The following is a 24,625-nucleotide window of genomic DNA, read 5'->3' as shown; positions in this document are numbered from 1 at the left end:
CCAGCGATGACCCACCAGTGGCGCGGAATCATCGAGGAGTACCGGGACCGGCTGCCGGTGTCCGACGCGACGCCGGTCGTGACGCTTCGGGAGGGCGGTACGCCGCTCGTGCCCGCGCAGGTGCTCTCCGAGCGCACCGGCTGCGAGGTCCACCTGAAGGTGGAGGGCGCCAACCCGACCGGGTCCTTCAAGGACCGGGGCATGACCATGGCGATCAGCAGGGCGAAGGAGGAGGGCGCCAAGGCCGTCATCTGCGCGTCCACCGGCAACACCTCCGCCAGCGCTGCCGCCTACGCCGTCCGGGCCGGCATGGTCTGCGCGGTGCTCGTGCCGCGGGGCAAGATCGCGCTCGGCAAGATGGGCCAGGCGCTTGTGCACGGCGCGAAGATCCTCCAGGTCGACGGCAACTTCGACGACTGCCTCACCCTCGCCCGCGCGCTGAGCGACGACTACCCGGTGGCGCTGGTCAACTCGGTCAACCCGGTGCGCATCGAGGGCCAGAAGACGGCCGCCTTCGAGATCGTGGACATGCTCGGCGACGCGCCCGACATCCACGTCCTCCCGGTCGGGAACGCGGGCAACATCACGGCCTACTGGAAGGGTTACAAGGAGTACGCCGCCGACGGCGTCTCCAGCAGGGCCCCCCGCATGTGGGGGTTCCAGGCGTCCGGCAGCGCCCCGATCGTGCGCGGCGAGGTCGTCAAGGACCCGTCCACCATCGCCACCGCGATCCGCATCGGCAACCCCGCCTCCTGGGCGTTCGCGCTGGCCGCGCGGGACGAGTCAGGCGGCGCGATCGAAGAGGTGACGGACCGTGAGATCCTGCGCGCTTACCGGCTGTTGGCCGCCCAAGAGGGCGTCTTCGTGGAGCCGGCGTCGGCCGCTTCGGTCGCCGGTCTGCTGAAGGCCGCCGAGCAGGGCGAGGTGGACCCCGGCCAGCGGATCGTGTGCACCGTCACCGGCAACGGGCTGAAGGACCCCGACTGGGCCGTCGCCGGCGCCCCGCAGCCGGTCACCGTCCCGGTCGACGCGGCCACGGCGGCGGAACGGCTGGGCCTGACCTGACCCGCCGAGACGCCGAGACGCCGAAAAGCGGGCCGCACCCCCGTCGAGGCGCCGAAGCGAGCCGCACCGGGCGCGACGGACGGCCGCAACGGCGGTACGACGTCTCGGCGGACGAGCCTGACCGCGCAACGGCGGTACGACGCCCCGGCGGACGAGCCCGACCGCGCACCGCCGGTACAACGCCCCGGCGGACACGCTCAACCGCGCACCGGGCGGGACGGCGCACCGTCGGGCACGCCCGACCGCGCACCGGCGTACACGCCCAACGGCGATACGGCGCACCGGCGGAGGTGCGGGACGGCGGAGGAGCCGGGAGCCCCCGGGCCCGAGGCGGGACGCCCCCGGGCGCGAGGCGTGATGCCCCCGGTGCCGAGGCGTGACGCCGCCGCAGCGGGCGCCGCGTCGCCGCCCGGCCCCGCGCGCCCCGCGCCGCGCGCCCCGCGCCCCGCGCCGCGCGCCGCGCGCCCCGCGCACCCCCGTGACCTCGCGCGGCGGCGCCCGAAGCGTCGCCACCCAGGGGCGCTCATACGGGTGCACGAGGGGCTTGCGACACGCTTCGTGCGCCTCCCGTGCGCCCTATGTCGCCACAGAACCTTCCTTCGATAGGCTGTGGCGAACCCGCCCGCCGCATATGCCCAGCCGGGCCCGCCGCGTCGTCCGCGCGGTCGCAACCCGCAGGCCCCGCGGCACGCCCGGCTGGCCGGACGTCAGCCGCCCCCCAAGCCGAGACCCTCAGTCGAACCCCCCAGCCGTATCCCCCCAGTCGAACCTCCCGCTTCCCCAGTCGAACCCCCAGTGAACGTCGGGCGAAGGGCTGCCGGACTCCGCCGGATTCCGTCGCGTCCCCCGCCCTCACGCAGTGCAAGGAGAGTCAACGAGCGATGGCCGGTCCAGCGTTCCGCGCCGCCGCCGTACGGGTGCGCGTCCCCGCCACCAGCGCCAACCTCGGGCCGGGCTTCGACGCCCTCGGCCTCGCGCTGGGGCTCTACGACGACGTGGTGGTCCGGGTGGCCGACTCCGGGCTGCACATCGACATCGCGGGCGAGGGCGGCGAGACGCTGCCGCGCGACGAGAAGCACCTGCTGGTACGAGCGCTGCGCGCCGCCTTCGACGTCCTCGGCGGACAGCCGCGCGGGCTGGAGATCGTCTGCGCCAACCGCATTCCGCACGGCCGCGGTCTGGGCTCCTCCTCCGCCGCCATCTGCGCCGGCATCGTCGCCGCGCGCGCGGTGACCATAGGCGGCGAGGCCCGGCTCGACGACACCGCGCTGCTGGAGCTGGCCACCGAGATCGAGGGCCACCCGGACAACGTGGCGGCCTGTCTGCTGGGCGGGTTCACCCTGTCCTGGATGGAGGCCGGCGCCGCGCGCGCCATCAGGATGGACCCCGGCGACTCCGTCGTTCCGGTGGTCTTCGTGCCGGGCAAGCCGGTGCTGACCGAGACCGCGCGCGGCCTGCTCCCGCGCACCGTCCCGCACGTCGACGCGGCCGTCAACGCGGGCCGCGCCGCGCTGCTCGTCGAGGCCCTCACGCGGCGCCCCGAGCTGCTGCTGCCCGCCACCGAGGACCGCCTGCACCAGGAGTACCGCGCCTCGGCGATGCCGGAGAGCGCGGCGCTGATGGAGCGCCTGCGCGCCGACGGCGTGCCCGCGGTCATCTCCGGCGCGGGACCGACGGTGATGGCGCTGGCCGACGCGGACAGCGCCGACAAGGTGGAGCGGCTCGCGGGACCCGAATGGGCGGCCAACCGGCTGAGCCTGGACCGGCAGGGCGCGAGCGTGATGCCGCTGTCGGGCTGACACGCGATTGCCGGTTTTCGAGAGGGGGAATGTTTGTTGGATCCGGTAGTGTTAATCTCAAGTCTGCACCCGACCTCACTATGGCGAGGTGCGTCGTGTCCCCGTCCGGGACTGACATTCTTCCGGGAGCTCCCCACGCCACTCCGTGTTCCGTACTCCGTGCCTGGGCAGTACGCCGTACGCGAGCGCTGAGCGGTCCGCAGGGCACGCTCCGGAACAGGCGCTACCACGCCACGTGACACTCGATGCCACGGCCCGTCGGGGCAGCGCCACTCACCAGTTATCTCTTCCGCCGTTCCGGGCGGACCACCGCCCCGGCGCGATCCGTACAGCCAGGACCGCCGCCGGACAGCACAAACGGTCGCCGAGCCAGACAGGCCGACGTCCGCTCCAGGGAAGGACCCTTCGTGAGCGACACCACCGATCTGATGGGCGCACGTGTCGAGGAGACCGCTGCCGCGCCCGCCACGGACGCCTCCGCGCCTGCTGCTGGTGCCGGCTCGCGGCGGCGCCGCGGTACCGGCCTCGACGGCATGGTGCTGGCCGAGCTTCAGCAGGTCGCCTCGGGCCTCGGCATCAAGGGCACCGCGCGCATGCGCAAGAGCCAGCTCATCGAGGTCATCAAGGACGCGCAGGCCGGAGGGGGCGCCGCCCCCGCGAAGGCCGACGAGGCCGCCGAGGCCAAGCCGAAGCGCCGCGCCACCTCCCGTGCCCGCACCGGCGACGAGGCGCCCGCCGCGAAGAAGGCGGCCGAGGCGCCGGCCGACCAGGCCGCCGCTCAGCAGCAGATCGACATCCCCGGCCAGCCGGCCAGCGAGGACGCTCCCGCGGACCGCCGCCGGCGCCGGGCTGCCGAGGCGGGCAGCCCCGAGACCGTCGTCGCCGAGGCCAAGAGCGAGGCGAAGTCCGAGGCCCCCGCGCAGCAGCAGGCCCAGGGCCAGCAGCAGGGCGACGCCAAGGGCGACGCGGGCGACGGCGAGGGCCGCCGCCGCGACCGCCGCGAGCGAGGCCGCGACCGAGAGCGCGGCGGAGACCGCGACCGCGGCGGGGACCGCGACCGTGGCGGAGACCGTGAGCGCGCCGGGGACCGCGACCGTCGCGGCAAGGGCGACGACCAGCAGGCCGGGCAGCGCCAGCAGGGTCAGCAGCAGAGCCAGCAGCAGAGCGGCGGCCGGCCGGACCGCGCCGTCGGTCCGCAGGACGACGACGACTTCGAGGGCGGCCGCCGCGGCCGCCGCGGCCGCTACCGCGACCGTCGCGGCCGCCGCGGCCGTGACGAGGTGTCCGAGCCGCAGATCACCGACGACGACGTCCTGATCCCGGTCGCCGGCATCCTCGACATCCTCGACAACTACGCGTTCATCCGCACCTCCGGCTACCTGCCCGGCCCGAACGACGTGTACGTCTCCCTCGCCCAGGTCCGCAAGAGCGGCCTGCGCAAGGGCGACCACGTCACCGGCGCGGTCCGCCAGCCGAAGGACGGCGAGCGGCGCGAGAAGTTCAACGCGCTGGTCCGCCTGGACTCGGTCAACGGCATGGCGCCCGAACACGGCCGCGGACGGCCGGAGTTCACCAAGCTGACGCCGCTGTACCCGCAGGACCGGCTCCGCCTGGAGACCGACCCCGGTGTGCTGACGACCCGGATCATCGACCTGGTGTCGCCGATCGGCAAGGGCCAGCGCGGTCTGATCGTGGCCCCGCCGAAGACCGGCAAGACCATGATCATGCAGGCGGTCGCCAACGCGATCACGCACAACAACCCCGAGTGCCACCTGATGGTCGTCCTCGTCGACGAGCGTCCCGAAGAGGTCACCGACATGCAGCGGTCGGTCAAGGGCGAGGTCATCTCCTCGACCTTCGACCGTCCGGCCGAGGACCACACCACGGTCGCCGAGCTGGCCATCGAGCGCGCCAAGCGCCTGGTGGAGCTGGGCCACGACGTCGTCGTGCTGCTGGACTCGATCACGCGTCTGGGCCGTGCGTACAACCTCGCCGCGCCCGCCTCCGGCCGCATCCTCTCCGGCGGCGTCGACTCGACCGCGCTGTACCCGCCGAAGCGCTTCTTCGGCGCGGCGCGCAACATCGAGGACGGCGGCTCGCTGACCATCCTCGCCACCGCCCTGGTGGAGACCGGGTCCCGGATGGACGAGGTGATCTTCGAGGAGTTCAAGGGCACCGGCAACATGGAGCTGAAGCTCGACCGGAAGCTCGCCGACAAGCGCATCTTCCCGGCGGTGGACGTGGACGCGTCCGGCACCCGCAAGGAGGAGATCCTGCTCGGCAACGAGGAGTTGGCCATCGTCTGGAAGCTGCGCCGGGTGCTGCACGCGCTCGACCAGCAGCAGGCGATCGAACTGCTCCTGGACAAGATGAAGCAGACGAAGTCGAACATCGAGTTCCTGATGCAGATCCAGAAGACGACCCCGACGCCGGGCAACGGCGACTGAGTCCTCGCGATCAGCCCGAAGGGCCGCTCCCGCACGGGGGCGGCCCTTCGCCGTGTCGGCGGCGGCGGTCGCCGGGTGCGCGAAGACGCCCGGCCGCCGTGCCCGCGGCCGCGCGCCTCCGGTCGCCCGGCCGTCCTCCTCGCCGCCGCGGGCCTTCCGCCGCTCCCGGCTGTCCTCCCCGCGGCGGCGCGCCTTCCGTCGCTCCCGGCCCATGGGCCGGACCACGCGAGAGCTTTGCCACAGGTCTCACTCACGGCGCCGACAGCGCGTGATCTCGGCCGGATGCGGGAACCGCAGGTGAGGCGGGGGCTCTCCGCACCGTCGCCTACGCTGCGTCGCCGTATCCGTACACGATCGATACGGAGCGTTGTGCAACGCTGGCTCGAGTTCCCCCGTCCCTCCATTCGAGCGACGATGGTGCGATGCGGGTGGCCGAACCCTGACGCAGGGGGTGACCGACCGGAGACGAGAGCTGAGGAGCACATGTCCGCCGAGAGCACGCCGGGTCCCGGCACACCGGGAGAGTCCGGCTCCACGAGCGCCCGCGGCGCCGCCGAGGGCGGCCGCCGCACGCCGCTCGCGAGACGGCGCAAGGCGCTGACGGCCACGGCCTGGACGGCCGCGGGGATCGTCGTGCTCGGCGGCGCCGGCGCGGGCTTCCTCTACTACAAGCTCAACGACAACCTCAAGACGGTCGACATCAACCAGGCGCTCGGCGCCGACCGGCCCGCCAAGGCCGCCACCGGCGCCGAGAACATCCTGGTCCTCGGCTCCGACAGCCGCGCGGGCGGCAACGAGAAGCTGGGCGGCGGCGCCGACGACGGCAGCGCCCGCTCCGACACGGCGATGATCGTGCACGTGGACGAGGACCACAAGAACGCCACCGTGGTCTCCATCCCCCGCGACACCCTCGTCGACCGCCCCGAGTGCACCGATTCCCGCGGCGACGCGCACCCGGCCGCCCGCGACGTGATGTTCAACGAGGCGTACTCCACCGGCGGGGCCGCTTGCGCGGTGAAGACCGTCGAGTCGCTCACCGGCATGCGCATGGACCACTACCTGGAGGTCGACTTCAAGGGCTTCCAGAAGCTCGTCGACGACCTCGGCGGCGTCCGGATCAGCACGGCCAGGGCCATCCACGACCCGAACAGCCACCTCGACCTCGCCGCGGGCCCGCACACCCTCGACGGGCGCCAGGCGCTCGGCCTGGTCCGTACCCGGCACGGCGTGGGCGACGGCTCCGACCTCGGCCGCATCCAGCTCCAGCAGGCGTTCGTCAAGGCGCTGGTATCGCAGGTCAAGCACATCGGCCTGTTCAGCGACCCCAAGCGGCTCTACGACCTCGCCGACACCGCCACCAGGACCGTCACCACCGACTCCGACATCGGCTCGGTGAACCGGCTGATCGCCTTCGCCGACGGCCTCAAGGGCGTCGACTCCTCGCACATGAGCACGGTCACGATGCCCGTGCAGTACGACACCGCCGACGCCAACCGGGTCGTCGTCGACCAGCGCAAGGCCCGTCTGGTGTGGAACGCCCTGAAGGCCGACCGGCCGGTCCCCGAGGCGGCCCGCGAGGGCACGGCGAGCGGCGGCGCCGCGGGCGTCGTCACATCGTCCTAGAGGGCGCTCCGGCGCCCGCGCCCGGGACGTGCCACGGGACGTGCCGCGAGACGTGCGCCGGGAGGCATCGCGGGACGTGCGGCGGGAGGCGTCGCGACGGGCGGGGAATAGACGGCCGGACCCCCCGGTTTGGGGAGAAGGCGCCAGTCCTGGCAGACTGGTCCGTCGGCTCCGGTTCACGCTCCCGCATCCCGCGGTCTGCGACCCGGCGCCCTCCCGAACCTAGGAGACACCTTGAAGCGCGACATCCACCCCGAGTACGTCGAGACGCAGGTGAGCTGCACCTGCGGCGCGTCGTTCACCACCCGCAGCACCATCGACTCCGGCACCGTCCGGGCCGAGGTCTGCTCCGAGTGCCACCCGTTCTACACGGGCAAGCAGAAGATCCTCGACACCGGTGGCCGCGTGGCCCGCTTCGAGGCCCGCTTCGGCAAGGCTGCCGCCGGCTCCAAGAAGTAGCGAGCCCCCATTCGCCGGTCCACGGCCGCCCCGTCGCCGGGGTGCGCCGGGACCGGCGTTTTTGGTCGCCCGCCTTCCCGTCCCGCCGTATCAGGAGCCGAAAGATGTTCGAGGCCGTCGAGGAGCTCGTCACCGAGCACGCCGACCTGGAGAAGAAGCTCGCCGAACCGTCGGTCCACGCCGACCAGGCGAACGCGCGCAAGCTGAACAAGCGGTACGCCGAGCTGACCCCGATCGTCGCTTCGTTCCGCTCCTGGAAGCAGACCGGCGACGACATCGGCACCGCTCGCGAACTCGCCGCCGACGACCCCGACTTCGCCGCCGAGGTCAAGGAGCTGGAGAAGCAGCGCGAGGAGCTGACCGAGAAGCTGCGTCTGCTGCTCGTCCCGCGCGACCCCAGCGACGACAAGGACGTCATCCTGGAGATCAAGGCGGGCGCGGGCGGCGACGAGTCCGCGCTGTTCGCCGGCGACCTGCTGCGCATGTACCTGCGCTACGCCGAGCGCGTCGGCTGGAAGACCGAGATCATCGACGCCACCGAGTCCGAGCTGGGCGGCTACAAGGACGTGCAGGTCGCGGTGAAGGCCCGCGGCGGCCAGAGCGAGCCCGGCCAGGGCGTGTGGGCCCGCCTGAAGTACGAGGGCGGGGTGCACCGCGTGCAGCGCGTGCCGGCCACCGAGTCCCAGGGCCGCATCCACACCTCGGCCGCGGGCGTCCTGGTGACCCCGGAGGCCGAGGAGGTCGACGTCGAGATCAATCCGAACGACCTCCGCATCGACGTCTACCGGTCCTCCGGCCCCGGCGGCCAGTCCGTGAACACCACCGACTCCGCGGTGCGCATCACACACCTGCCCACCGGCGTCGTCGCCTCCTGCCAGAACGAGAAGAGCCAGCTCCAGAACAAGGAGCAGGCGATGCGCATCCTGCGCTCCCGGCTGCTCGCCGCGGCGCAGGAGGAGGCCGAGCGGGAGGCCGCGGACGCCCGCCGCAGCCAGGTCCGCACCGTCGACCGCTCCGAGAAGATCCGCACGTACAACTTCCCGGAGAACCGCATCTCGGACCACCGCGTCGGCTTCAAGGCGTACAACCTCGACCAGGTCCTCGACGGTGAGCTGGCCGCGGTCATCCAGGCCTGCGTGGACGCGGACTCGGCCGCGAAGCTCGCGGCCGCGTAAGGCTCGTACGAGGACGTCCGGAGGACTTGCGTGCAGCTAGAACCCGGGGGCCGCCCCCCCAGTCCCCGCAGTGTGCTGCTCGCCGAGGTGGCCCAGGCCACCCAGCGGCTGGCGGACGCCGGCGTGCCCTCGCCGCGCACCGACGCCGAGGAGCTGGCCGCGTTCGTGCACGGCGTCAAACGCGGCGCCCTGCACTCGGTGAAGGACGCGGACTTCGACGCCCGCTACTGGGAGGTCGTCGCCCGGCGCGAGCAGCGCGAGCCGCTCCAGCACATCACCGGACTCGCCTACTTCCGCTATCTGGAGCTCCAGGTCGGCCCCGGCGTCTTCGTGCCGCGCCCGGAGACCGAGTCCGTGGTCGGCTGGGCGATAGACGCGGTGCGCGCCATGGACGTGGTCGAGCCGTGCATCGTCGACCTGTGCACCGGCTCGGGCGCCATCGCCCTGGCCCTCGCCCAGGAGGTGCCGCGCTCGCGCGTGCACGCCGTGGAGCTGAGCGAGGAGGCGCTGACCTGGACCCGCAAGAACACCGAGGGCTCCCGGGTCGACCTGCGCCAGGGCGACGCGCTGAGCGCGTTCCCCGACCTCGACGGCCAGGTCGACCTCGTCGTCTCCAACCCGCCGTACATCCCGCTCACCGAATGGGAGTACGTCGCCCCCGAGGCCCGCGACTACGACCCGGAGCTGGCGCTGTTCTCCGGGGAGGACGGCCTCGAGCTGATCCGGGGCATCGAGCGCACCGCCCACCGGCTGCTGCGTCCGGGCGGGGTCGTCGTGATCGAGCACGCCGACACCCAGGGCGGCCAGGTGCCGTGGATCTTCGCCGAGGAGCGGGGCTGGGCCGACGCGGCCGACCACCCCGACCTGAACAACCGGCCCCGGTTCGCCACCGCCCGCAAGGCGCTGCCGTGACCGCGCCCACCAGGACCACAGACCAGCAGTACGCGTACGAGGAGGACCGCTGACCATGGCACGGCGATACGACACCAATGACGCGACCGACCGTGTGACGGGTCTGCGCGAGGCCGCGTCCGCCGTCCGCCGGGGCGAACTCGTGGTGCTGCCCACCGACACGGTGTACGGCGTCGGCGCCGACGCGTTCTCCTCCGAGGCCGTCGCCGACCTGCTCGCCGCCAAGGGCCGCGGGCGGAACATGCCCACGCCCGTGCTCATCGGCTCCCCGAACACGCTGCACGGCCTGGTCACGGACTTCTCGGAGATGGCCTGGGAGCTGGTCGACGCGTTCTGGCCGGGCGCGCTGACCCTGGTCGCCCGGCACCAGCCCTCGCTCCAGTGGGACCTCGGCGACACCCGGGGCACCGTCGCCGTGCGGATGCCGCTGCACCCGGTCGCCATCGAGCTGCTGAGCGAGTTCGGTCCGATGGCCGTCTCCTCGGCGAACCTCACCGGCCACCCCGCGCCGGAGACCTGCGACGCCGCCCAGGACATGCTCGGCGACTCCGTCTCCGTGTACCTCGACGGCGGCCCCACCCCCGGCAACGTCCCGTCCTCCATCGTCGACGTGACCCGCGAGGTGCCCGTGCTGCTCCGCGCGGGCGCGCTGACGCCCGAGGAGCTGAGGAAGGTCGTCCCCGACCTCGAGGTGGCGAATTGACGGCCCCCGAAGCGGGGCGCGGCATAGGCGGGCAGGACGCGACCCGGTTCCCGGCCCAGCCCGGCGGCGCCGACGGCGCCTTCCGGATTCTCCACGTCAGCACCGGCAACGTATGCCGCTCGCCCATCACCGAGCGGTTGACCAGGCACTTCCTGGCGGACCGGCTCGGCGACCCGGCGGGCGGCGGCCTGATCGTGGAGAGCGCGGGCACCTGGGGCCACGAGGGCGCGCCGATGGAGAGCAACGCGGAGGCGGTGCTCGCGGACTTCGGGGCCGACGCCTCGGGCTTCACCGGCCGCGAACTGCTGGACGAGCACGTGATCACGGCCGACCTGGTGCTCACCGCCACCCGCGACCACCGAGCGCAGGTGATCTCCATGGGCCACTCGGCGGGCCTGCGCACCTTCACGCTCAAGGAGTTCACCCGCCTGGTGAAGGCGATCGACCCCGCGACGCTGCCCCCGCTGGAGGAGGGAATGGTCGAGCGCGCGCGGGCCCTGGTCCGGGCCGCCGCGGCGCTGCGCGGCTGGCTGCTCGCCCCCACCGCCGAGGCGGACGAGGTGTACGACCCCTACGGGGCGCCGCTGCCCTTCTTCCGGTCGATCGGCGACGAGATACACCAGGCGCTCGATCCGGTCGTGACGGCGCTGACGGGAGTGCCGGCGCGGGCCTGAGACGCCCCGGGAGGCGCCGGCGCGCCCGCGAGGCGCAGGCGACCGCGCGGAGCGTGCGGGGCGGGCCTACATTGGACGTACGCCGCCGTCGACCGCCCGGAGCCCGCCCATGTCGGTCATCCCCGCCCCCGAGGCCGATGTCCTGCTCCGGCAGGATCCGGAAGTGGCCGAGCTGCTGCTGGCGGAGCTGGAGCGGCAGTCGACGACCCTGCAACTGATCGCGGCGGAGAACTTCACCTCGCCCGCAGTGCTGGCCGCGCTCGGCTCGCCGCTGGCGAACAAGTACGCCGAGGGCTACCCCGGCGCCCGGCACCACGGCGGCTGCGAGATCGTCGACGTGGCCGAACGGCTCGCGGTGGAGCGGGCCAAGGCCCTGTTCGGCGCCGAGCACGCCAACGTGCAGCCGCACTCGGGGTCCTCCGCGGTGCTCGCCGCCTACGCCGCGCTGCTGCGCCCCGGCGACACCGTCCTCGCCCTCGGACTGCCGCACGGCGGCCACCTCACCCACGGCTCGCCCGCGAACTTCTCCGGGAGCTGGTTCGACTTCGTCGGCTACGGCGTCGACGCCGAGTCCGGGTTCATCGACCACGACCAGGTGCGCGCCCTGGCCCGCACGCACCGCCCCAAGGCGATCGTGTGCGGGTCGATCGCCTACCCGCGCCACCTCGACCACGCCTTCTTCCGCGAGGTCGCCGACGAGGTGGGCGCCTACCTGATCGCGGACGCCGCGCACACCCTCGGCCTGGTCGCCGGGGGAGCGGCGCCCAGCCCGGTGCCGTATGCCGACGTGGTGTGCGCCACCACCCACAAGGTGCTGCGCGGGCCGCGCGGCGGCATGATCCTGTGCGGCGCCGACCTGGCCGAGCGGGTGGACCGGGCGGTGTTCCCCTTCACCCAGTGCGGCGCCCAGATGCACGCGGTCGCCGCGAAGGCCGTGGCGTTCGGCGAGGCGGCCTCCCCGGCGTACGCGGCCTACGCCCACCAGGTGGTCGCCAACGCCCGGGTGCTGGCCGCGTACCTGGGCGCCGAGGGGCTGCACCTCACCACCGGCGGCACCGACACCCATCTGATCACCGCCGACCCGGCGCCGCTGGGCGTGGACGCGCGGGCCGCGCGCGGGCTGCTGGCCGCGGCCGGCATCGTGCTGGACTGCTGCGCCCTGCCGCACGCCGACGCCCGCGGGCTGCGGCTGGGCGCCGCGGCGGTCACCACCCAGGGCATGGGGCAGGAGGAGATGCGGCGGATCGCGCTGCTGTGCGGCAAGGTGCTGCGCGGCGAGCTGGATCCGGCGCGCGCCCGCGTGGACGTGCGCGAACTCACCGGACGGTTCCCGCCCTACCCGCCCTGACCGCCGTCCCCCGCCTGAGCGGGGGCGGACCGGACGGGAGCGGCCCGCGCCGGGCCCCGGGCCGCCGTCGGCCGCCGTTCATGCAACCATCGTCGTTACCCGTAAGTCCCCATACATATGCCTGCGTCGCTAGGGTGGGGCGGAGATGGCCAGCGAGACCTGTGGGGAAGCCTGTGCGTGAATACCTGCTGACGCTCTGCATCACGGCCGCGGTGACGTACCTGCTGACAGGGCCGGTGCGCAAGTTCGCGATCGTGGCGGGAGCGATGCCGGAGATCCGGGCACGCGACGTGCACCGGGAGCCCACTCCGCGGCTCGGCGGGATCGCGATGTTCTTCGGCCTGTGCGCGGGTCTCCTGGTGGCCGACCACCTGAACAACCTCAACGAGGTCTTCGCCAAGTCCAACGAGCCGCGCGCGCTGCTCTCCGGGGCGGCGCTGATCTGGCTGATCGGCGTCCTGGACGACAAGTTCGAGATCGACGCCCTGATCAAGCTGGGCGGCCAGATGATCGCCGCCGGCGTGATGGTCATGCAGGGACTGACGATCCTGTGGCTGCCGGTGCCCGGTGTGGGCACGGTGGCGCTGACCCAGTGGCAGGGCACGCTGCTTACGGTGGCGCTGGTGGTCATCACCATCAACGCGGTCAACTTCGTGGACGGCCTGGACGGCCTGGCGGCGGGCATGGTGTGCATCGCCGCCGCCGCGTTCTTCATGTACGCCTACCGCATCTGGTACTCGTACGGCATCGAGGCCGCCGCCCCGGCCACCCTGTTCGCGGCCGTCCTGATGGGCATGTGCCTGGGCTTCCTGCCGCACAACATGCACCCCGCGCGCGTGTTCATGGGCGACTCGGGCTCGATGCTGATCGGGCTGGTGCTCGCGGCGGGCGCGATCTCGGTGACCGGGCAGGTCGACCCGGACGTGATGAAGCTGTTCTCCGGCTCCGAGCGCAACGCGGTGCACGCGATGGTGCCCGTCTACATCCCGCTGCTGATGCCGCTGACGATCATCGCGATCCCGGCCTCCGACTTCGTCTTCGCGGTCGTGCGGCGCACCTGGCGCGGTCAGTCGCCGTTCGCCGCCGACCGGGGCCACCTGCACCACCGCCTGCTCCAGATCGGCCACTCGCACAGCCGCGCCGTGCTGATCATGTACTTCTGGGCCGCGCTGATCGGCTTCGGCGCGCTCGGCTACTCGGTCAACTCCGCGTCCATGTGGATCGTGCTGGGCGTCGCGCTGCTCAGCTCCATCGGACTGGTGCTGCTCCTGCTGCCGCGGTTCACGCCGCGCGCCCCGCGCTGGGCCGAGCGCTTCGTGCCGCCGCGCTACCGCCGCCGCGGACGCCCGGCCGCCGACGCCGGGGCCCTCGCGACCCCCGACGCCGGGGCCCCCGCGGCGCACGCCGCCGCCGAGCCGTCCGCCGATCCCGAGCCGGGGGAGCGCACCGCCGCGGCCGTGGCGAGCATGGCCGGGGTGGCGGGAGCGAACGGCGCGACCGCCGTCGATCACCGTGCGCGGGTCCGCGACGGACGGAAGGCCAGCACGCCGAGCTGACGCCGGCGTGACCCTTCCAAGGTAAGAATCTGACTAAGGCGTTGCTCTCTCATGGGGCTACGAAGGGGGTACGAAGCCCCTGATACCAGACAAGTCACCCCGGTTCCTGCACAGACGCGCGGCCTCACTCTCATGTGTGACGGCCAGCACACGGATGAGGTAAAGACCTCATCAAATAGTTTGTGATACGGTTCACGAGAACCCCGGAGAGCGCCGAAGGACCTGAGTGCGATGGTCCGTTGGCGTGAGATCTCGATCACTCGCCCCGGGACTACGCTCGTCCATGACGACACCTGCCCCCTGTGAAAGCGGAGTTGCCGCCATGCCCTCTCGTGACGCCCGGAACCTCCTGTCGATCGCTGTGCCCACAGCGGCCGCCGGCGTGATCGCCGTCGCCGTGAGCGCGGCGGTCGCGGGAGGTCAGGGCGCCCTGGGGGCGGCCGTCGGCGCCGTGCTGGCCATCCTGTTCATGGGCATCGGCCTCTACGTGCTCCAGTGGACGGCGAAGACGCTCCCGCAGCTCTTCCAGGCCATGGGCCTGATGCTCTACGTCGCCCAACTGCTGCTCCTGCTGATCTTCGTCGCCGTCTTCAAGAACACCTCCCTGTTCAGCCCGAAGGCGTTCGCCGTGACGCTCGTCGTCGCGACCGTCGTGTGGATGGCCGCCCAGGCGCGCGCCCACATGAAGGCCAAGATCTTCTACATCGACCCGGACTCCGCGCACAGCGACCGGCACGAGAAGACCGGGCCGTCGTCGTGAGGGGTAGGGGCGGGATAAGGGCCCGGGGGATCTCCTGCTATCGTCCGGTGCCAACTGCGGCATCGCGGACGCGGGCGCCTGAGCTGAGGCCCGCGCGATCGCGAGGCTCGATGCCCTTCAGCCGCCCCCCCATCCGTCACACCAGTCCGGTGCCGATCCGCGGCCGCACGCCGCGCCGACACAACGAGGTTGCCGTACCCATGCGTCACGCCGAAGGAGCCCGCGGTGAGTGCTGACCAGACCCAGCTCGCCTTCGACTGGAGTTGCCGGATCCTGTCCGACAACGGATGCGGCTTCCCGGCTCCGGGCCTGCACTCCTTCCTGTTCAAGCCGCTCGCCACGGTCGGGGGCTTCGAGTTCAACAAGGTGATGCTGCTCGCGCTCGTCACCACCGCCCTCGTCGTCGTCTTCTTCTGGACCGCCTTCGGCAAGGCCAAGGTCGTCCCGGGCAAGCTCCAGATGGTCGGCGAGGCCGGCTACGACTTCGTGCGCCGCGGCATCGTGTACGAGACCCTCGGCAAGCGCGAGGGCGAGAAGTGGGTGCCGCTCATGGTCTCCCTCTTCTTCTTCATCTGGCTCATGAACATCTGGTCCGTGATCCCGCTGGCGCAGTTCCCGGTCGCCTCGGTCTTCGCCTTCCCGGTCGTGCTGGCCGCGCTGGTCTGGATCCTCTGGGTCGGACTGACCTTCAAGCGCCACGGCTTCGTGGGCTTCTTCAAGAACGTCACGGGCTACGACAAGTCGCTCGGCGCCGTCCTCCCGCTGGTCATGGTCATCGAGTTCCTCTCGAACCTGATCGTCCGCCCGTTCACGCACGCCGTGCGACTGTTCGCCAACATGTTCGCCGGCCACCTGATGCTGGTGATGTTCACCGTCGCCTCTTGGTACCTGCTGAACAGTTGGATGGTCCCGGCCGCCGGCGTCTCCTTCGTGATGACGATGGCCATGATCTGCTTCGAGCTCTTCGTGCAGGCGGTCCAGGCGTACGTCTTCGTCCTCCTGGCCTGCTCGTACATCCAGGGCGCTCTCGCCGAGCAGCACTGAGCCCCACCGCTCGCCTCCACCACCTCCAGACGTCCGGTGGCCAACCCCCACCGGTCCATGAAAGAGAAGGAAGAACCGGCATGTCCGCTCTCCAGACCCTCGCCGCCACCGGTGTCCACGGCTCCCTCGGTTCCATCGGCTACGGCCTCGCGGCCATCGGCCCCGGCGTCGGCGTCGGCATCATCTTCGGCAACGGCACCCAGGCCCTGGCCCGCCAGCCCGAGGCGGCCGGTCTGATCCGCGCCAACCAGATCCTGGGCTTCGCCTTCTGTGAGGCGCTCGCCCTCATCGGCATCGTTATGCCGTTCGTGTTCGGTAAGTAATCAGCTCTTACCCGACACGAATCGACGAAAGGCATTGATGTGATCGCCAACCTGGCACAGCTCGCGGCCGAGGAGACCGAGCAGAACCCGCTCATCCCGGCCGGCCCCGAGCTGCTCGTCGGCACCATCGCCTTCGCCATCGTGTTCTTCTTCTTCTGGAAGAAGCTGCTTCCGAACATCAACAAGGTTCTGGAGGAGCGCCGAGCGGCGATCGAAGGCGGTATCGAAGAGGCCGACGCCATGAAGGTCGAGGCCCAGAGCGTCCTTGAGCAGTACAAGGCTCAGCTCGCCGAGGCCCGGCACGAGGCCGCGCGGCTGCGCCAGGAGGCGCAGGAGCAGGGCGCCGCGCTCATCGCCGAGATGCGGGCCGAGGGCCAGCGGCAGCGCGAGGACATCGTCGCCGCCGGCCACGCCCAGATCGAGGCCGACCGCAAGACCGCCGCGGCCTCGCTCCGCCAGGACGTCGGCAGGCTCGCCACCGAACTGGCCGGCAAGCTCGTCGGCGAGTCCCTCGAGGACCACGCCCGGCAGAGCCGTGTGATCGACCGCTTCCTCGACGGGCTCGACGAGGCCGCATCGAAGGCCGAGGCGGCACGATGAACGGAGCGAGCCGCGAGGCTCTGACCGCCGCACGCGAGCGTCTGGACGCGCTGACGGACTCCTCCTCCGTCGACGCCGCGCGGCTCGCCGAGGAGCTGGCGGCCGTGACCGCGCTGCTCCACCGCGAGCCGGGCCTGCGCCGCGCCCTCACCGACCCGGCGCAGCCCGCCGACGCCAAGGCGGCGCTGGTCCAGCGCCTGATCGGCGGCCAGGTCGGCGGCGCGACCGCGGACCTGGTGTCCGGCATCGTGCGCTCGCGCTGGTCGCAGTCCCGCGACCTGGTGGACGCGCTGGAGGAGCTGGCGAGTCTCGCCGACCTCACCGCCGCCCAGCAGGCCGGTTCGCTCGACGACGTCGAGGACGAGCTGTTCCGCTTCGGCCGGATCGTCTCCTCCAACACCGAGCTGCGCGCGGCGCTGACCGACCGCACCGCGGGCGCCTCGGCCAAGTCCGAACTGCTGCGCCGACTGCTCGGCGGCCGGGCGGAGCCCGTCACCGAGCGGCTCGTGACGCGCCTTGTGACCGCGCCGCGGGGACGTAGCCTGGAAGCGGGACTGGAGTCCCTGTCCAGGCTGGCGGCCGAGCGTCGTGACCGCATGGTCGCCGTGGTCACCTCGGCGGTCCCGCTGAGCGACGGCCAGAAGCAGCGCCTCGGCGCCGCCCTCGCCAAGCTCTACGGGCGCCGGATGCACCTCAACCTGGACGTGGACCCCGAGCTGGTCGGCGGCCTCCGGGTGCAGGTAGGCGACGAGGTCGTCAACGGCTCCGTCGCGGACCGGCTCGACGACGCCGGCCGCCGCATGGCGAGCTAGCAGCAACTCAACACGTAAGACGTACACGACGGCCCTGGTTGGGCCGTGCAGAGGATTCACCTCTTATGGGGGGAGTCCCGTGACTCGCAACCCCCAAGTGAAACTTCGGGCCCAACAAGGAGAGCAGGGAACCCAGATGGCGGAGCTCACGATCCGGCCGGAGGAGATCCGGGACGCGCTGGAGAACTTCGTCCAGTCGTACAAGCCGGACGCGGCCTCGCGCGAAGAGGTCGGCACGGTCAGCCTTGCCGGCGACGGCATCGCGAAGGTCGAGGGCCTGCCCTCGGCCATGGCCAACGAGCTGCTGAAGTTCGAGGACGGCACCCTCGGCCTCGCCCTCAACCTCGAGGAGCGCGAGATCGGTGCCATCGTCCTCGGCGAGTTCAGCGGCATCGAGGAGGGCCAGCCGGTCACCCGCACCGGCGAGGTCCTGTCGGTCCCCGTGGGCGAGGGCTACCTCGGCCGCGTGGTCGACCCGCTCGGCGCCCCGATCGACGGACTCGGCGAGATCGAGACCGACGGCCGCCGCGCCCTCGAACTTCAGGCCCCCACGGTCATGCAGCGCAAGTCGGTGCACGAGCCGATGGAGACCGGCTACAAGGCCGTCGACGCCATGACCCCGGTCGGCCGCGGCCAGCGTCAGCTCATCATCGGCGACCGCCAGACCGGCAAGACCGCCCTGGCCGTCGACACGATCATCAACCAGCGCGACAACTGGCGCACCGGCGACCCGAACAAGCAGGTCCGCTGCATCTACGTCGCCATCGGCCAGAAGGGCTCCACCATCGCGTCGGTCCGCCGCGCGCTGGAGGAGAACGGCGCGCTGGAGTACACGACCATCGTGGCCGCCCCGGCGTCCGACCCGGCCGGCTTCAAGTACCTGGCCCCGTACACCGGTTCCGCCATCGGCCAGCACTGGATGTACCAGGGCAAGCACGTCCTGATCATCTTCGACGACCTGTCGAAGCAGGCCGACGCCTACCGCGCCGTCTCCCTGCTGCTGCGCCGCCCGCCGGGCCGCGAGGCCTACCCGGGCGACGTCTTCTACCTGCACTCCCGCCTCCTGGAGCGCTGCGCCAAGCTCTCCGACGACATGGGCGCCGGTTCGATGACCGGTCTGCCGATCGTCGAGACCAAGGCCAACGACGTGTCGGCGTTCATCCCGACCAACGTCATCTCCATCACCGACGGCCAGTGCTTCCTGGAGTCGGACCTGTTCAACGCCGGTCAGCGCCCCGCGCTGAACGTGGGCATCTCGGTCTCCCGCGTGGGCGGCTCCGCCCAGCACAAGGCGATGAAGCAGGTCTCCGGCCGGCTGCGCGTGGACCTCGCCCAGTTCCGCGAGCTGGAGGCGTTCGCCGCCTTCGGCTCCGACCTGGACGCGGCCTCCAAGTCCCAGCTCGAGCGCGGCCAGCGCATGGTCGAGCTGCTGAAGCAGAACCAGTACGAGCCGATGTCCACCGAGGACCAGGTCGTCTCCGTGTGGGCCGGCACCACCGGCAAGATGGACGACGTTCCGGTCAACGACATCCGCCGCTTCGAGAGGGAGCTGCTGGAGTTCCTGCACCGCAAGGAGCAGGGCCTCATGACCTCCATCAAGGAGGGCGGCAAGATGTCCGACGACACCCTCCAGGCCATCGCCGACGCCATCGCGGAGTTCAAGAAGCAGTTCGAGACCTCGGACGGCAAGCTGCTCGGCGAGGACGCTCCGCCCGCTGCCGCCAAGTGACGTAAGGAAGGGACCTGACTCATGGGAGCCCAGCTCCGGGTCTACAAGCGTCGCATCCGATCCGTCACCGCGACCAAGAAGATCACCAAGGCGATGGAGATGATCGCCGCCTCGCGCGTCGTCAAGGCGCAGCGCAAGGTGGCGGCGTCCACGCCGTACGCGCAGGAACTGACCCGCGCGGTCACGGCGGTCGGCACCGGTTCGAACACCAAGCACCCGCTGACCACCGAGGCGGAGAACCCGGCCCGCGCCGCGGTCCTGCTCCTGACGAGCGACCGCGGTCTGGCCGGCGCCTTCAACTCCAACGCCATCAAGGCCGCCGAGAGGCTGACCGAGCGCCTGGAGCGCGAGGGCAAGCAGGTCGACACGTTCATCGTCGGCCGCCGCGGCATCGCCCACTACAACTTCCGCGAGCGCACGATCGCGGAGTCGTTCACGGGCTTCACCGACGAGCCGACGTACGCGGACGCCAAGAAGGTCGCGGCGCCGCTGATCGAGTCCATCGAGAGGGAGACGGCGGACGGCGGCGTGGACGAACTCCACATCGTCTACACCGAGTTCGTCTCGATGATGACGCAGACGGCGGTCGACCCCCGGCTGCTCCCGCTGCGTCTGGACGAGGTCGCGGCGCCGTCGCGGAACAAGGACGAGATCCTTCCGCTGTACGAGTTCGAGCCCTCGGCGGAGGACGTCCTCGACGCCCTGCTGCCGCGCTATGTGGAGAGCCGCATCTACAACGCGCTGCTCCAGTCGGCCGCTTCGAAGCACGCCGCCACGCGGCGCGCGATGAAGTCGGCCACCGACAACGCGGGCGAGCTGATCAACACGCTGTCCCGTCTTGCCAACGCGGCCCGCCAGGCCGAAATCACCCAGGAAATCAGCGAGATCGTCGGTGGCGCCAGCGCTCTGGCCGACGCGACCGCGGGGAGTGACGACTAATGACCACCACTGTTGAGCCGACCGCTGCGGCGGGCGTGGCCACCGGCCGCGTCGCGCGGGTCATCGGCCCGGTCGTCGACGTGGAGTTCCCCGTCGACGCGATGCCGGAGATCTACAACGCCCTCAAGGTCGAGGTCTCCGACCCGGCGAACGAGGGCGCGAAGAAGATCCTGACCCTCGAGGTCGCCCAGCACCTGGGCGACGGCCTGGTCCGGACGATCTCCATGCAGCCCACCGACGGCCTGGTCCGCCAGTCCTCGGTGACCGACACGGGTTCGGCCATCTCCGTCCCGGTCGGCGACTTCACCAAGGGCAAGGTGTTCAACACCCTCGGCGAGGTGCTGAACGTCGACGCCCAGTACGACGGCGAGCGCTGGCCGATCCACCGCAAGGCGCCCAACTTCGACGAGCTCGAGTCGAAGACCGAGATGTTCGAGACCGGCGTCAAGGTCATCGACCTGCTGACCCCGTACGTCAAGGGCGGCAAGATCGGTCTGTTCGGCGGCGCGGGCGTCGGCAAGACGGTGCTCATCCAGGAGATGATCTACCGCGTCGCCAACAACCACGACGGCGTCTCGGTGTTCGCCGGCGTCGGCGAGCGCACCCGTGAGGGCAACGACCTCATCGACGAGATGAGCGACTCGGGCGTCATCGACAAGACCGCGCTGGTCTTCGGCCAGATGGACGAGCCCCCGGGCACCCGTCTGCGCGTGGCCCTGGCGGGCCTGACGATGGCGGAGTACTTCCGCGACGTCCAGAAGCAGGACGTGCTGTTCTTCATCGACAACATCTTCCGCTTCACGCAGGCCGGCTCCGAGGTCTCCACGCTGCTCGGCCGCATGCCGTCCGCGGTGGGCTACCAGCCGAACCTGGCCGACGAGATGGGTCTCCTCCAGGAGCGCATCACCTCGACCCGCGGTCACTCGATCACCTCGATGCAGGCGATCTACGTCCCCGCCGACGACCTGACCGACCCGGCCCCGGCGACCACCTTCGCCCACCTCGACGCGACGACGGTGCTCTCCCGTCCGATCTCCGAGAAGGGCATCTACCCGGCCGTGGACCCGCTGGACTCCACGTCCCGGATCCTGGACCCGCGCTACATCGCGCAGGACCACTACAACGCGGCCATGCGCGTGAAGAACATCCTGCAGAAGTACAAGGACCTCCAGGACATCATCGCGATCCTCGGCATCGACGAGCTGGGCGAGGAGGACAAGCTGGTCGTGCACCGCGCCCGTCGCGTGGAGCGCTTCCTGTCCCAGAACACCCACGTCGCCAAGCAGTTCACCGGCGTGGACGGTTCGGACGTGCCGCTGGAGGAGTCGATCACCGCGTTCAACGCGATCTGCGACGGCGAGTACGACCACTTCCCGGAGCAGGCGTTCTTCATGTGCGGCGGCATCGAGGACCTGAAGAACAACGCCAAGGAGCTGGGCGTCTCCTGAGCCGCCGCGCTCACGGCGGGCCCTGGCGCCCGTCCGAGGGGGCGGGCGTGTCCCGCCCCCTCGTCCACGCCCCTTAGAATTGATCCTGACACCCGGCACTACCGCCGGGTGGTGACCCGAGGAGCCACTCTTGGCTGCTGAGCTGCACGTCGAGCTGGTCGCCGCCGACCGCCAGGTCTGGTCCGGCGAGGCCACCCTGGTCGTCGCGCGCACCACGTCCGGCGACATCGGCGTCATGCCCGGTCACCAGCCGCTGCTCGGTGTGCTGGAGTCGGGCCCGGTGACCATCCGCACGCGCGAGGGCGGCACGGTCGTCGCCGCGGTGCACGGCGGTTTCCTCTCCTTCGCGGACGACAAGCTGTCGCTGCTGGCGGAGATCGCCGAGCTGTCGGACGAGATCGACGTCCAGCGCGCCGAGCGGGAGCTGGAGCGCGCGAAGGCGGAGGGCGACGCCACCGCCGAGCGCCGAGCGGACGTCCGCCTGCGGGCGGCGACGTCGGTGCGATGAGTCATGGGGGCTCCCGCCAGGCCGTCCCGGCACGGGGGGAGCACCCGGTGAGTTCGCCATCTCAGCCGCGGCCGGTACCGGAGCAATCCGGTACCGGCCGCGGCTGAGGTGGATGCGGGTGTTTTTTCCGTTCCATTACCTAGCAGTGCCTAGGAGACGAGGAGGTCGGTGCCGGTGGTCCTCGCTCTGACTGTGTGCGCGGTCGCGGTCGCGCTCGTGCTGGTGGGACTCTTCGTCTTCGGGCTGCGGCGCCGGATCATCCAGCGTTCGGGCGGCACCTTCGACTGCAGCCTGCGCTGGGACCTGGCGGACCAGCCCGACGTCAGCGGCAAGGGCTGGAGCTACGGCGTCGCCCGCTACAACGGCGACCGCGTCGAGTGGTTCCGTGTCTTCTCCTACGCGCTGCGCCCGCGCCGCACGCTGGAGCGGGGGTCGATCGAGGTGGCCGGCCGCCGGCTGCCCGAGGGCGAGGAGGAGCTGGCCCTGCTCTCCGACGCCGTGATCCTCACCTGCCTGCACCGGGGCACGCGCCTGGAGCTGGCGATGAGCGAGGACGCGCTGACCGGTTTCCTCGCCTGGCTGGAGGCGGCCCCGCCCGGCCAGCGGGTGAACGTCGCGTAGCCCGCCCGCGCGGCGCCTGTGCGAGACGGCGAAGCTCCCCCCGGCCTGGGCCGGGGGGAGCTTCGGTTCTGCGGGGAGCTTCGGTTCGTCTGGGGGCGGGCGGGGCCTACGACAGGCCGCTGCTGAGCGCGCTCACCAGCTCGCCGTCGGCGGTGTCGCCGCTGAACTCCCAGAAGAAGGCGCCGCCGAGGCCCTGGCTCTTGGCCCAGGCCATCTTGGACCGGATGGTGTCCGGGGTGTCGTAGGACCACCAGTTGCTGCCGCAGTGGGCGTAGGCGGTGCCGGCGACGGCGCCGGTGACCGGGCACGAGTTCTTGAGGACCTTGTAGTTCTCGATGCCGGCCTCGCTGCTGCCCGCCGCGGGGCCGGTCGCCGTGCCGCCGGGGGCGTCCTGGGTGACGCCGGTCCAGCCGCGGCCGTAGAAGCCGATGCCGAGGAGCAGCTTGCCGGCGGGCACGCCCTGCGCCTTGTACTTGGCCATCGCGTCGGCGGTGGTGAAGCCCTGCTTCGGGATGCCGCTGTAGGAGGTGAGCGGGGAGTGGGGGGCGGTGGGGCCCTGGGCGTCCCAGGCGCCGAAGAAGTCGTACGTCATCACGTTGTACCAGTCGACGTACTGGCTGGCGCCCGCGTAGTCGGTGGCGTCGATCTTGCCGCCGGCCGAGCCGTCCGCGGTGACGGCGGCGGTGACCAGTTGCGTGCCGAACTTGGCGCGCAGCGCGGCCATCACGTTCTTGAAGGCCGCCGGGCCGCTGGCGTCGCAGGACAGGCCGCAGGCGTTGGGGTACTCCCAGTCGATGTCGATGCCGTCGAAGACGTCGGCCCAGCGCGGGTCGTGCACCAGGTCGTAGCAGGACTGGGCGAAGGCCGCCGGGTTCTTGGCCGCCTCCCCGAAGCCGCCGGACCAGGTCCAGCCGCCGAAGGACCAGATCACCTTGAGGTTCGGGTACTTGGCCTTCAGCTCGCGCAACTGGTTGAAGTTGCCGCGCAGCGGCTGGTCCCAGGTGTCGGCGGCGCCGCTGACGGACTGGTCGGCGGTGAACGCCTTGTCGTAGTCGGCGTAGGAGTCGCCGATCGCGCACTTGCCGCCGGTGACGTTGCCGAAGGCGTAGTTGATGTGCGTGATCTTGGCCGCGGAGCCGGACGTCACCAGGTTCTTGACCTGGTAGTTGGGGGTGTAGATGCCCCACTCGGTGAAGTAGCCGAGCTTGACCTTGGCGCCGCCGGACGGGGGCGGTGTGGTGGTGCCGCCGGTGGTGTGCACGGCGACCGAGCCGCTGGCCGGGCCGGTCTGGTCGGCGGTGTCCCGGGCCAGCACGGAGTAGGAGTAGTCGGCGCCCGCGCTCAGACCGGTGTCGGTGTACGAGGTCGTCGTCACCGTGGCGATCTTCGTGCCGTCGCGCAGGACGTCGTAGTTCTTGACGCCCTTGTCGTCGGTGGCCGCGCTCCAGGCGAGCCGCGCCGAGGTGTCGGTGACGGCGGAGGCGGTCGGCGTGCCCGGCGCGGAGGGCGGGTTGTCGCCGGGGGCGCTCGGGCCGCCGTCGCAGCTCCCGCCGTTGACCAGGCAGCCGGACGGGGCGCCGCCGCCGGCGCCGTTGAAGCCGAAGGAGACGGACGCGCCGGGGGCGAGGGCGCCGTTGTAGTTGGCGTTCTTCGCGGTCCAGTGGGTGCCGGAGTTGGTGACCGTGGCGTCCCAGGCGGAGGTGACCTTGGTGTCGGAGGGGTAGTCCCACTCCACGGTCCAGGAGCTGATGGCCGCGCTGCCGGTGTTCTTCACGGTCCACTGGCCGCCGAAGCCGGTGCCCCAGTCGCTGGTCTTGGCGAAGACGGCGGTGGCCGAGGAGACGTCGGCCGCGGCCTGGGCGTGGCCCGAGATCCCGACGAGGCCGGCGAGGGGGAGCAACAGGGTCGCGAACCCTGCCGCGGCTCTGTGTCTGAAGCGCATGCGCGCCTCCTTCTCGGGAGAGAGAGGACAGGGACATGACTGAGCCTTCATGCCCACGGTGCTGCGAGAGTAGGAAGGTCCGGACCAGAGGTCAATAGGTCTGGACCAGTGCGCGAAGCGAACTCTCTGCTCTCCAAC

22 protein-coding genes are annotated in these 24,625 nt (G+C 71.5%); 21 read left to right on the top strand and 1 reads right to left on the bottom strand.

Going from position 1 to position 24,625, the window contains the following annotated elements; genetic code table 11:
- Positions 1-6 precede the first annotated feature (6 nt).
- The 21 genes from thrC to ABZ861_RS00265 all read left to right on the top strand — a co-directional run bounded on the left by thrC (position 7) and on the right by ABZ861_RS00265 (position 22,545).
- Positions 7-1,065 (top strand): threonine synthase, encoded by a 1,059-nt coding sequence (gene thrC / locus ABZ861_RS00365; protein ID WP_361621202.1) that lies wholly within the window; start codon positions 7-9, stop codon positions 1,063-1,065.
- Positions 1,066-1,946: 881 nt separating this feature from the next.
- A complete protein-coding gene (gene thrB, locus ABZ861_RS00360) occupies positions 1,947-2,864 on the top strand; it encodes a homoserine kinase (RefSeq protein ID WP_361621199.1) in 918 nt (305 codons plus the stop codon).
- 407 nt (positions 2,865-3,271) lie between these two features.
- Positions 3,272-5,311, top strand: a complete 2,040-nt coding sequence (gene rho, locus ABZ861_RS00355; RefSeq protein WP_361621196.1) for a transcription termination factor Rho — start codon at positions 3,272-3,274, stop codon at positions 5,309-5,311.
- A gap of 483 nt (positions 5,312-5,794) precedes the next feature.
- Complete coding sequence (locus ABZ861_RS00350) at positions 5,795-6,934, top strand: LCP family protein (RefSeq protein WP_361621193.1); 1,140 nt, start codon at positions 5,795-5,797, stop codon at positions 6,932-6,934.
- Positions 6,935-7,168: 234 nt separating this feature from the next.
- Complete coding sequence (gene rpmE / locus ABZ861_RS00345) at positions 7,169-7,393, top strand: 50S ribosomal protein L31 (protein ID WP_093834436.1); 225 nt, start codon at positions 7,169-7,171, stop codon at positions 7,391-7,393.
- A 104-nt stretch (positions 7,394-7,497) separates the two neighbouring features.
- Complete coding sequence (gene prfA, locus ABZ861_RS00340) at positions 7,498-8,568, top strand: peptide chain release factor 1 (protein ID WP_361621189.1); 1,071 nt, start codon at positions 7,498-7,500, stop codon at positions 8,566-8,568.
- Between the two features lie 72 nt (positions 8,569-8,640).
- A complete protein-coding gene (prmC, locus tag ABZ861_RS00335; RefSeq protein ID WP_361622387.1) occupies positions 8,641-9,480 on the top strand; it encodes a peptide chain release factor N(5)-glutamine methyltransferase in 840 nt (279 codons plus the stop codon).
- 55 nt (positions 9,481-9,535) lie between these two features.
- The gene (locus ABZ861_RS00330) at positions 9,536-10,183 is read left to right on the top strand and encodes an L-threonylcarbamoyladenylate synthase (RefSeq protein ID WP_361621186.1); all 648 of its coding nucleotides are present in this window, start codon (positions 9,536-9,538) and stop codon (positions 10,181-10,183) included.
- Positions 10,180-10,857, top strand: coding sequence for a protein-tyrosine-phosphatase (locus tag ABZ861_RS00325; RefSeq protein WP_361621183.1), 678 nt, complete (start codon positions 10,180-10,182; stop codon positions 10,855-10,857). The genes ABZ861_RS00330 and ABZ861_RS00325 overlap by 4 nt, the downstream gene beginning before the upstream one ends.
- A 109-nt stretch (positions 10,858-10,966) precedes the next feature.
- Complete coding sequence (gene glyA, locus ABZ861_RS00320) at positions 10,967-12,205, top strand: serine hydroxymethyltransferase (protein WP_361621180.1); 1,239 nt, start codon at positions 10,967-10,969, stop codon at positions 12,203-12,205.
- A 173-nt stretch (positions 12,206-12,378) separates the two neighbouring features.
- Complete coding sequence (locus ABZ861_RS00315) at positions 12,379-13,761, top strand: MraY family glycosyltransferase (protein ID WP_361621177.1); 1,383 nt, start codon at positions 12,379-12,381, stop codon at positions 13,759-13,761.
- Positions 13,762-14,083: 322 nt separating this feature from the next.
- Positions 14,084-14,521 (top strand): hypothetical protein, encoded by a 438-nt coding sequence (locus tag ABZ861_RS00310; RefSeq protein ID WP_361621174.1) that lies wholly within the window; start codon positions 14,084-14,086, stop codon positions 14,519-14,521.
- 273 nt (positions 14,522-14,794) lie between these two features.
- Complete coding sequence (gene atpB / locus ABZ861_RS00305; RefSeq protein WP_361622384.1) at positions 14,795-15,565, top strand: F0F1 ATP synthase subunit A; 771 nt, start codon at positions 14,795-14,797, stop codon at positions 15,563-15,565.
- A gap of 80 nt (positions 15,566-15,645) precedes the next feature.
- Positions 15,646-15,888: a F0F1 ATP synthase subunit C gene (locus tag ABZ861_RS00300; RefSeq protein WP_361621171.1), complete on the top strand. Its 243-nt coding sequence runs from the start codon at positions 15,646-15,648 to the stop codon at positions 15,886-15,888.
- A gap of 39 nt (positions 15,889-15,927) precedes the next feature.
- Positions 15,928-16,488 (top strand): F0F1 ATP synthase subunit B, encoded by a 561-nt coding sequence (locus ABZ861_RS00295; protein ID WP_361621168.1) that lies wholly within the window; start codon positions 15,928-15,930, stop codon positions 16,486-16,488.
- Complete coding sequence (locus tag ABZ861_RS00290) at positions 16,485-17,300, top strand: F0F1 ATP synthase subunit delta (RefSeq protein ID WP_361621165.1); 816 nt, start codon at positions 16,485-16,487, stop codon at positions 17,298-17,300. The genes ABZ861_RS00295 and ABZ861_RS00290 overlap by 4 nt, the downstream gene beginning before the upstream one ends.
- A gap of 136 nt (positions 17,301-17,436) precedes the next feature.
- Positions 17,437-19,029: a F0F1 ATP synthase subunit alpha gene (gene atpA, locus ABZ861_RS00285; protein WP_361621162.1), complete on the top strand. Its 1,593-nt coding sequence runs from the start codon at positions 17,437-17,439 to the stop codon at positions 19,027-19,029.
- 21 nt (positions 19,030-19,050) lie between these two features.
- A complete protein-coding gene (locus ABZ861_RS00280) occupies positions 19,051-19,968 on the top strand; it encodes a F0F1 ATP synthase subunit gamma (protein ID WP_361621159.1) in 918 nt (305 codons plus the stop codon).
- A complete protein-coding gene (gene atpD / locus ABZ861_RS00275) occupies positions 19,968-21,416 on the top strand; it encodes a F0F1 ATP synthase subunit beta (RefSeq protein WP_361621156.1) in 1,449 nt (482 codons plus the stop codon). Before ABZ861_RS00280 ends, atpD begins: the two co-directional genes overlap by 1 nt.
- Positions 21,417-21,546: 130 nt before the next feature.
- Positions 21,547-21,924: a F0F1 ATP synthase subunit epsilon gene (locus tag ABZ861_RS00270; protein WP_361621153.1), complete on the top strand. Its 378-nt coding sequence runs from the start codon at positions 21,547-21,549 to the stop codon at positions 21,922-21,924.
- Positions 21,925-22,098: 174 nt separating this feature from the next.
- Entirely contained in the window at positions 22,099-22,545 is a 447-nt protein-coding gene (locus tag ABZ861_RS00265) for a DUF2550 domain-containing protein (RefSeq protein WP_361621150.1), read from the top strand.
- A gap of 106 nt (positions 22,546-22,651) precedes the next feature.
- On the opposite strand, the gene ABZ861_RS00260 is transcribed toward ABZ861_RS00265, so the two are convergent.
- Positions 22,652-24,487: a glycoside hydrolase family 18 chitinase gene (locus ABZ861_RS00260; RefSeq protein ID WP_361621147.1), complete on the bottom strand. Its 1,836-nt coding sequence runs from the start codon at positions 24,485-24,487 to the stop codon at positions 22,652-22,654.
- Positions 24,488-24,625: the final 138 nt, after the last annotated feature.

Source organism: Streptomyces sp. NPDC046985 (assembly GCF_040644415.1).
Taxonomy (GTDB): Bacteria; Actinomycetota; Actinomycetes; order Streptomycetales; family Streptomycetaceae; genus Streptomyces.
The sequence above is the reverse complement of the archived record's forward strand: the minus strand, read 5'-3'. Positions and strand labels throughout refer to the sequence as shown.

Bases quoted from the DNA above. Each gene is read 5' to 3' on its own strand.
- thrB (WP_361621199.1), top strand. From the start codon at position 1,947: ATGGCCGGTCCAGCGTTCCGCGCCGCCGCCGTACGGGTGCGCGTCCCC.
- ABZ861_RS00300 (WP_361621171.1), top strand. From the start codon at position 15,646: ATGTCCGCTCTCCAGACCCTCGCCGCCACCGGTGTCCACGGCTCCCTC.
- prfA (WP_361621189.1), top strand. From the start codon at position 7,498: ATGTTCGAGGCCGTCGAGGAGCTCGTCACCGAGCACGCCGACCTGGAG.
- ABZ861_RS00280 (WP_361621159.1), top strand. From the start codon at position 19,051: ATGGGAGCCCAGCTCCGGGTCTACAAGCGTCGCATCCGATCCGTCACC.
- atpD (WP_361621156.1), top strand. From the start codon at position 19,968: ATGACCACCACTGTTGAGCCGACCGCTGCGGCGGGCGTGGCCACCGGC.
- ABZ861_RS00350 (WP_361621193.1), top strand. From the start codon at position 5,795: ATGTCCGCCGAGAGCACGCCGGGTCCCGGCACACCGGGAGAGTCCGGC.
- ABZ861_RS00260 (WP_361621147.1), bottom strand. From the start codon at position 24,487: ATGCGCTTCAGACACAGAGCCGCGGCAGGGTTCGCGACCCTGTTGCTC.
- thrC (WP_361621202.1), top strand. From the start codon at position 7: ATGACCCACCAGTGGCGCGGAATCATCGAGGAGTACCGGGACCGGCTG.
- atpA (WP_361621162.1), top strand. From the start codon at position 17,437: ATGGCGGAGCTCACGATCCGGCCGGAGGAGATCCGGGACGCGCTGGAG.
- ABZ861_RS00330 (WP_361621186.1), top strand. From the start codon at position 9,536: ATGGCACGGCGATACGACACCAATGACGCGACCGACCGTGTGACGGGT.
- ABZ861_RS00310 (WP_361621174.1), top strand. From the start codon at position 14,084: ATGCCCTCTCGTGACGCCCGGAACCTCCTGTCGATCGCTGTGCCCACA.
- ABZ861_RS00290 (WP_361621165.1), top strand. From the start codon at position 16,485: ATGAACGGAGCGAGCCGCGAGGCTCTGACCGCCGCACGCGAGCGTCTG.
- glyA (WP_361621180.1), top strand. From the start codon at position 10,967: ATGTCGGTCATCCCCGCCCCCGAGGCCGATGTCCTGCTCCGGCAGGAT.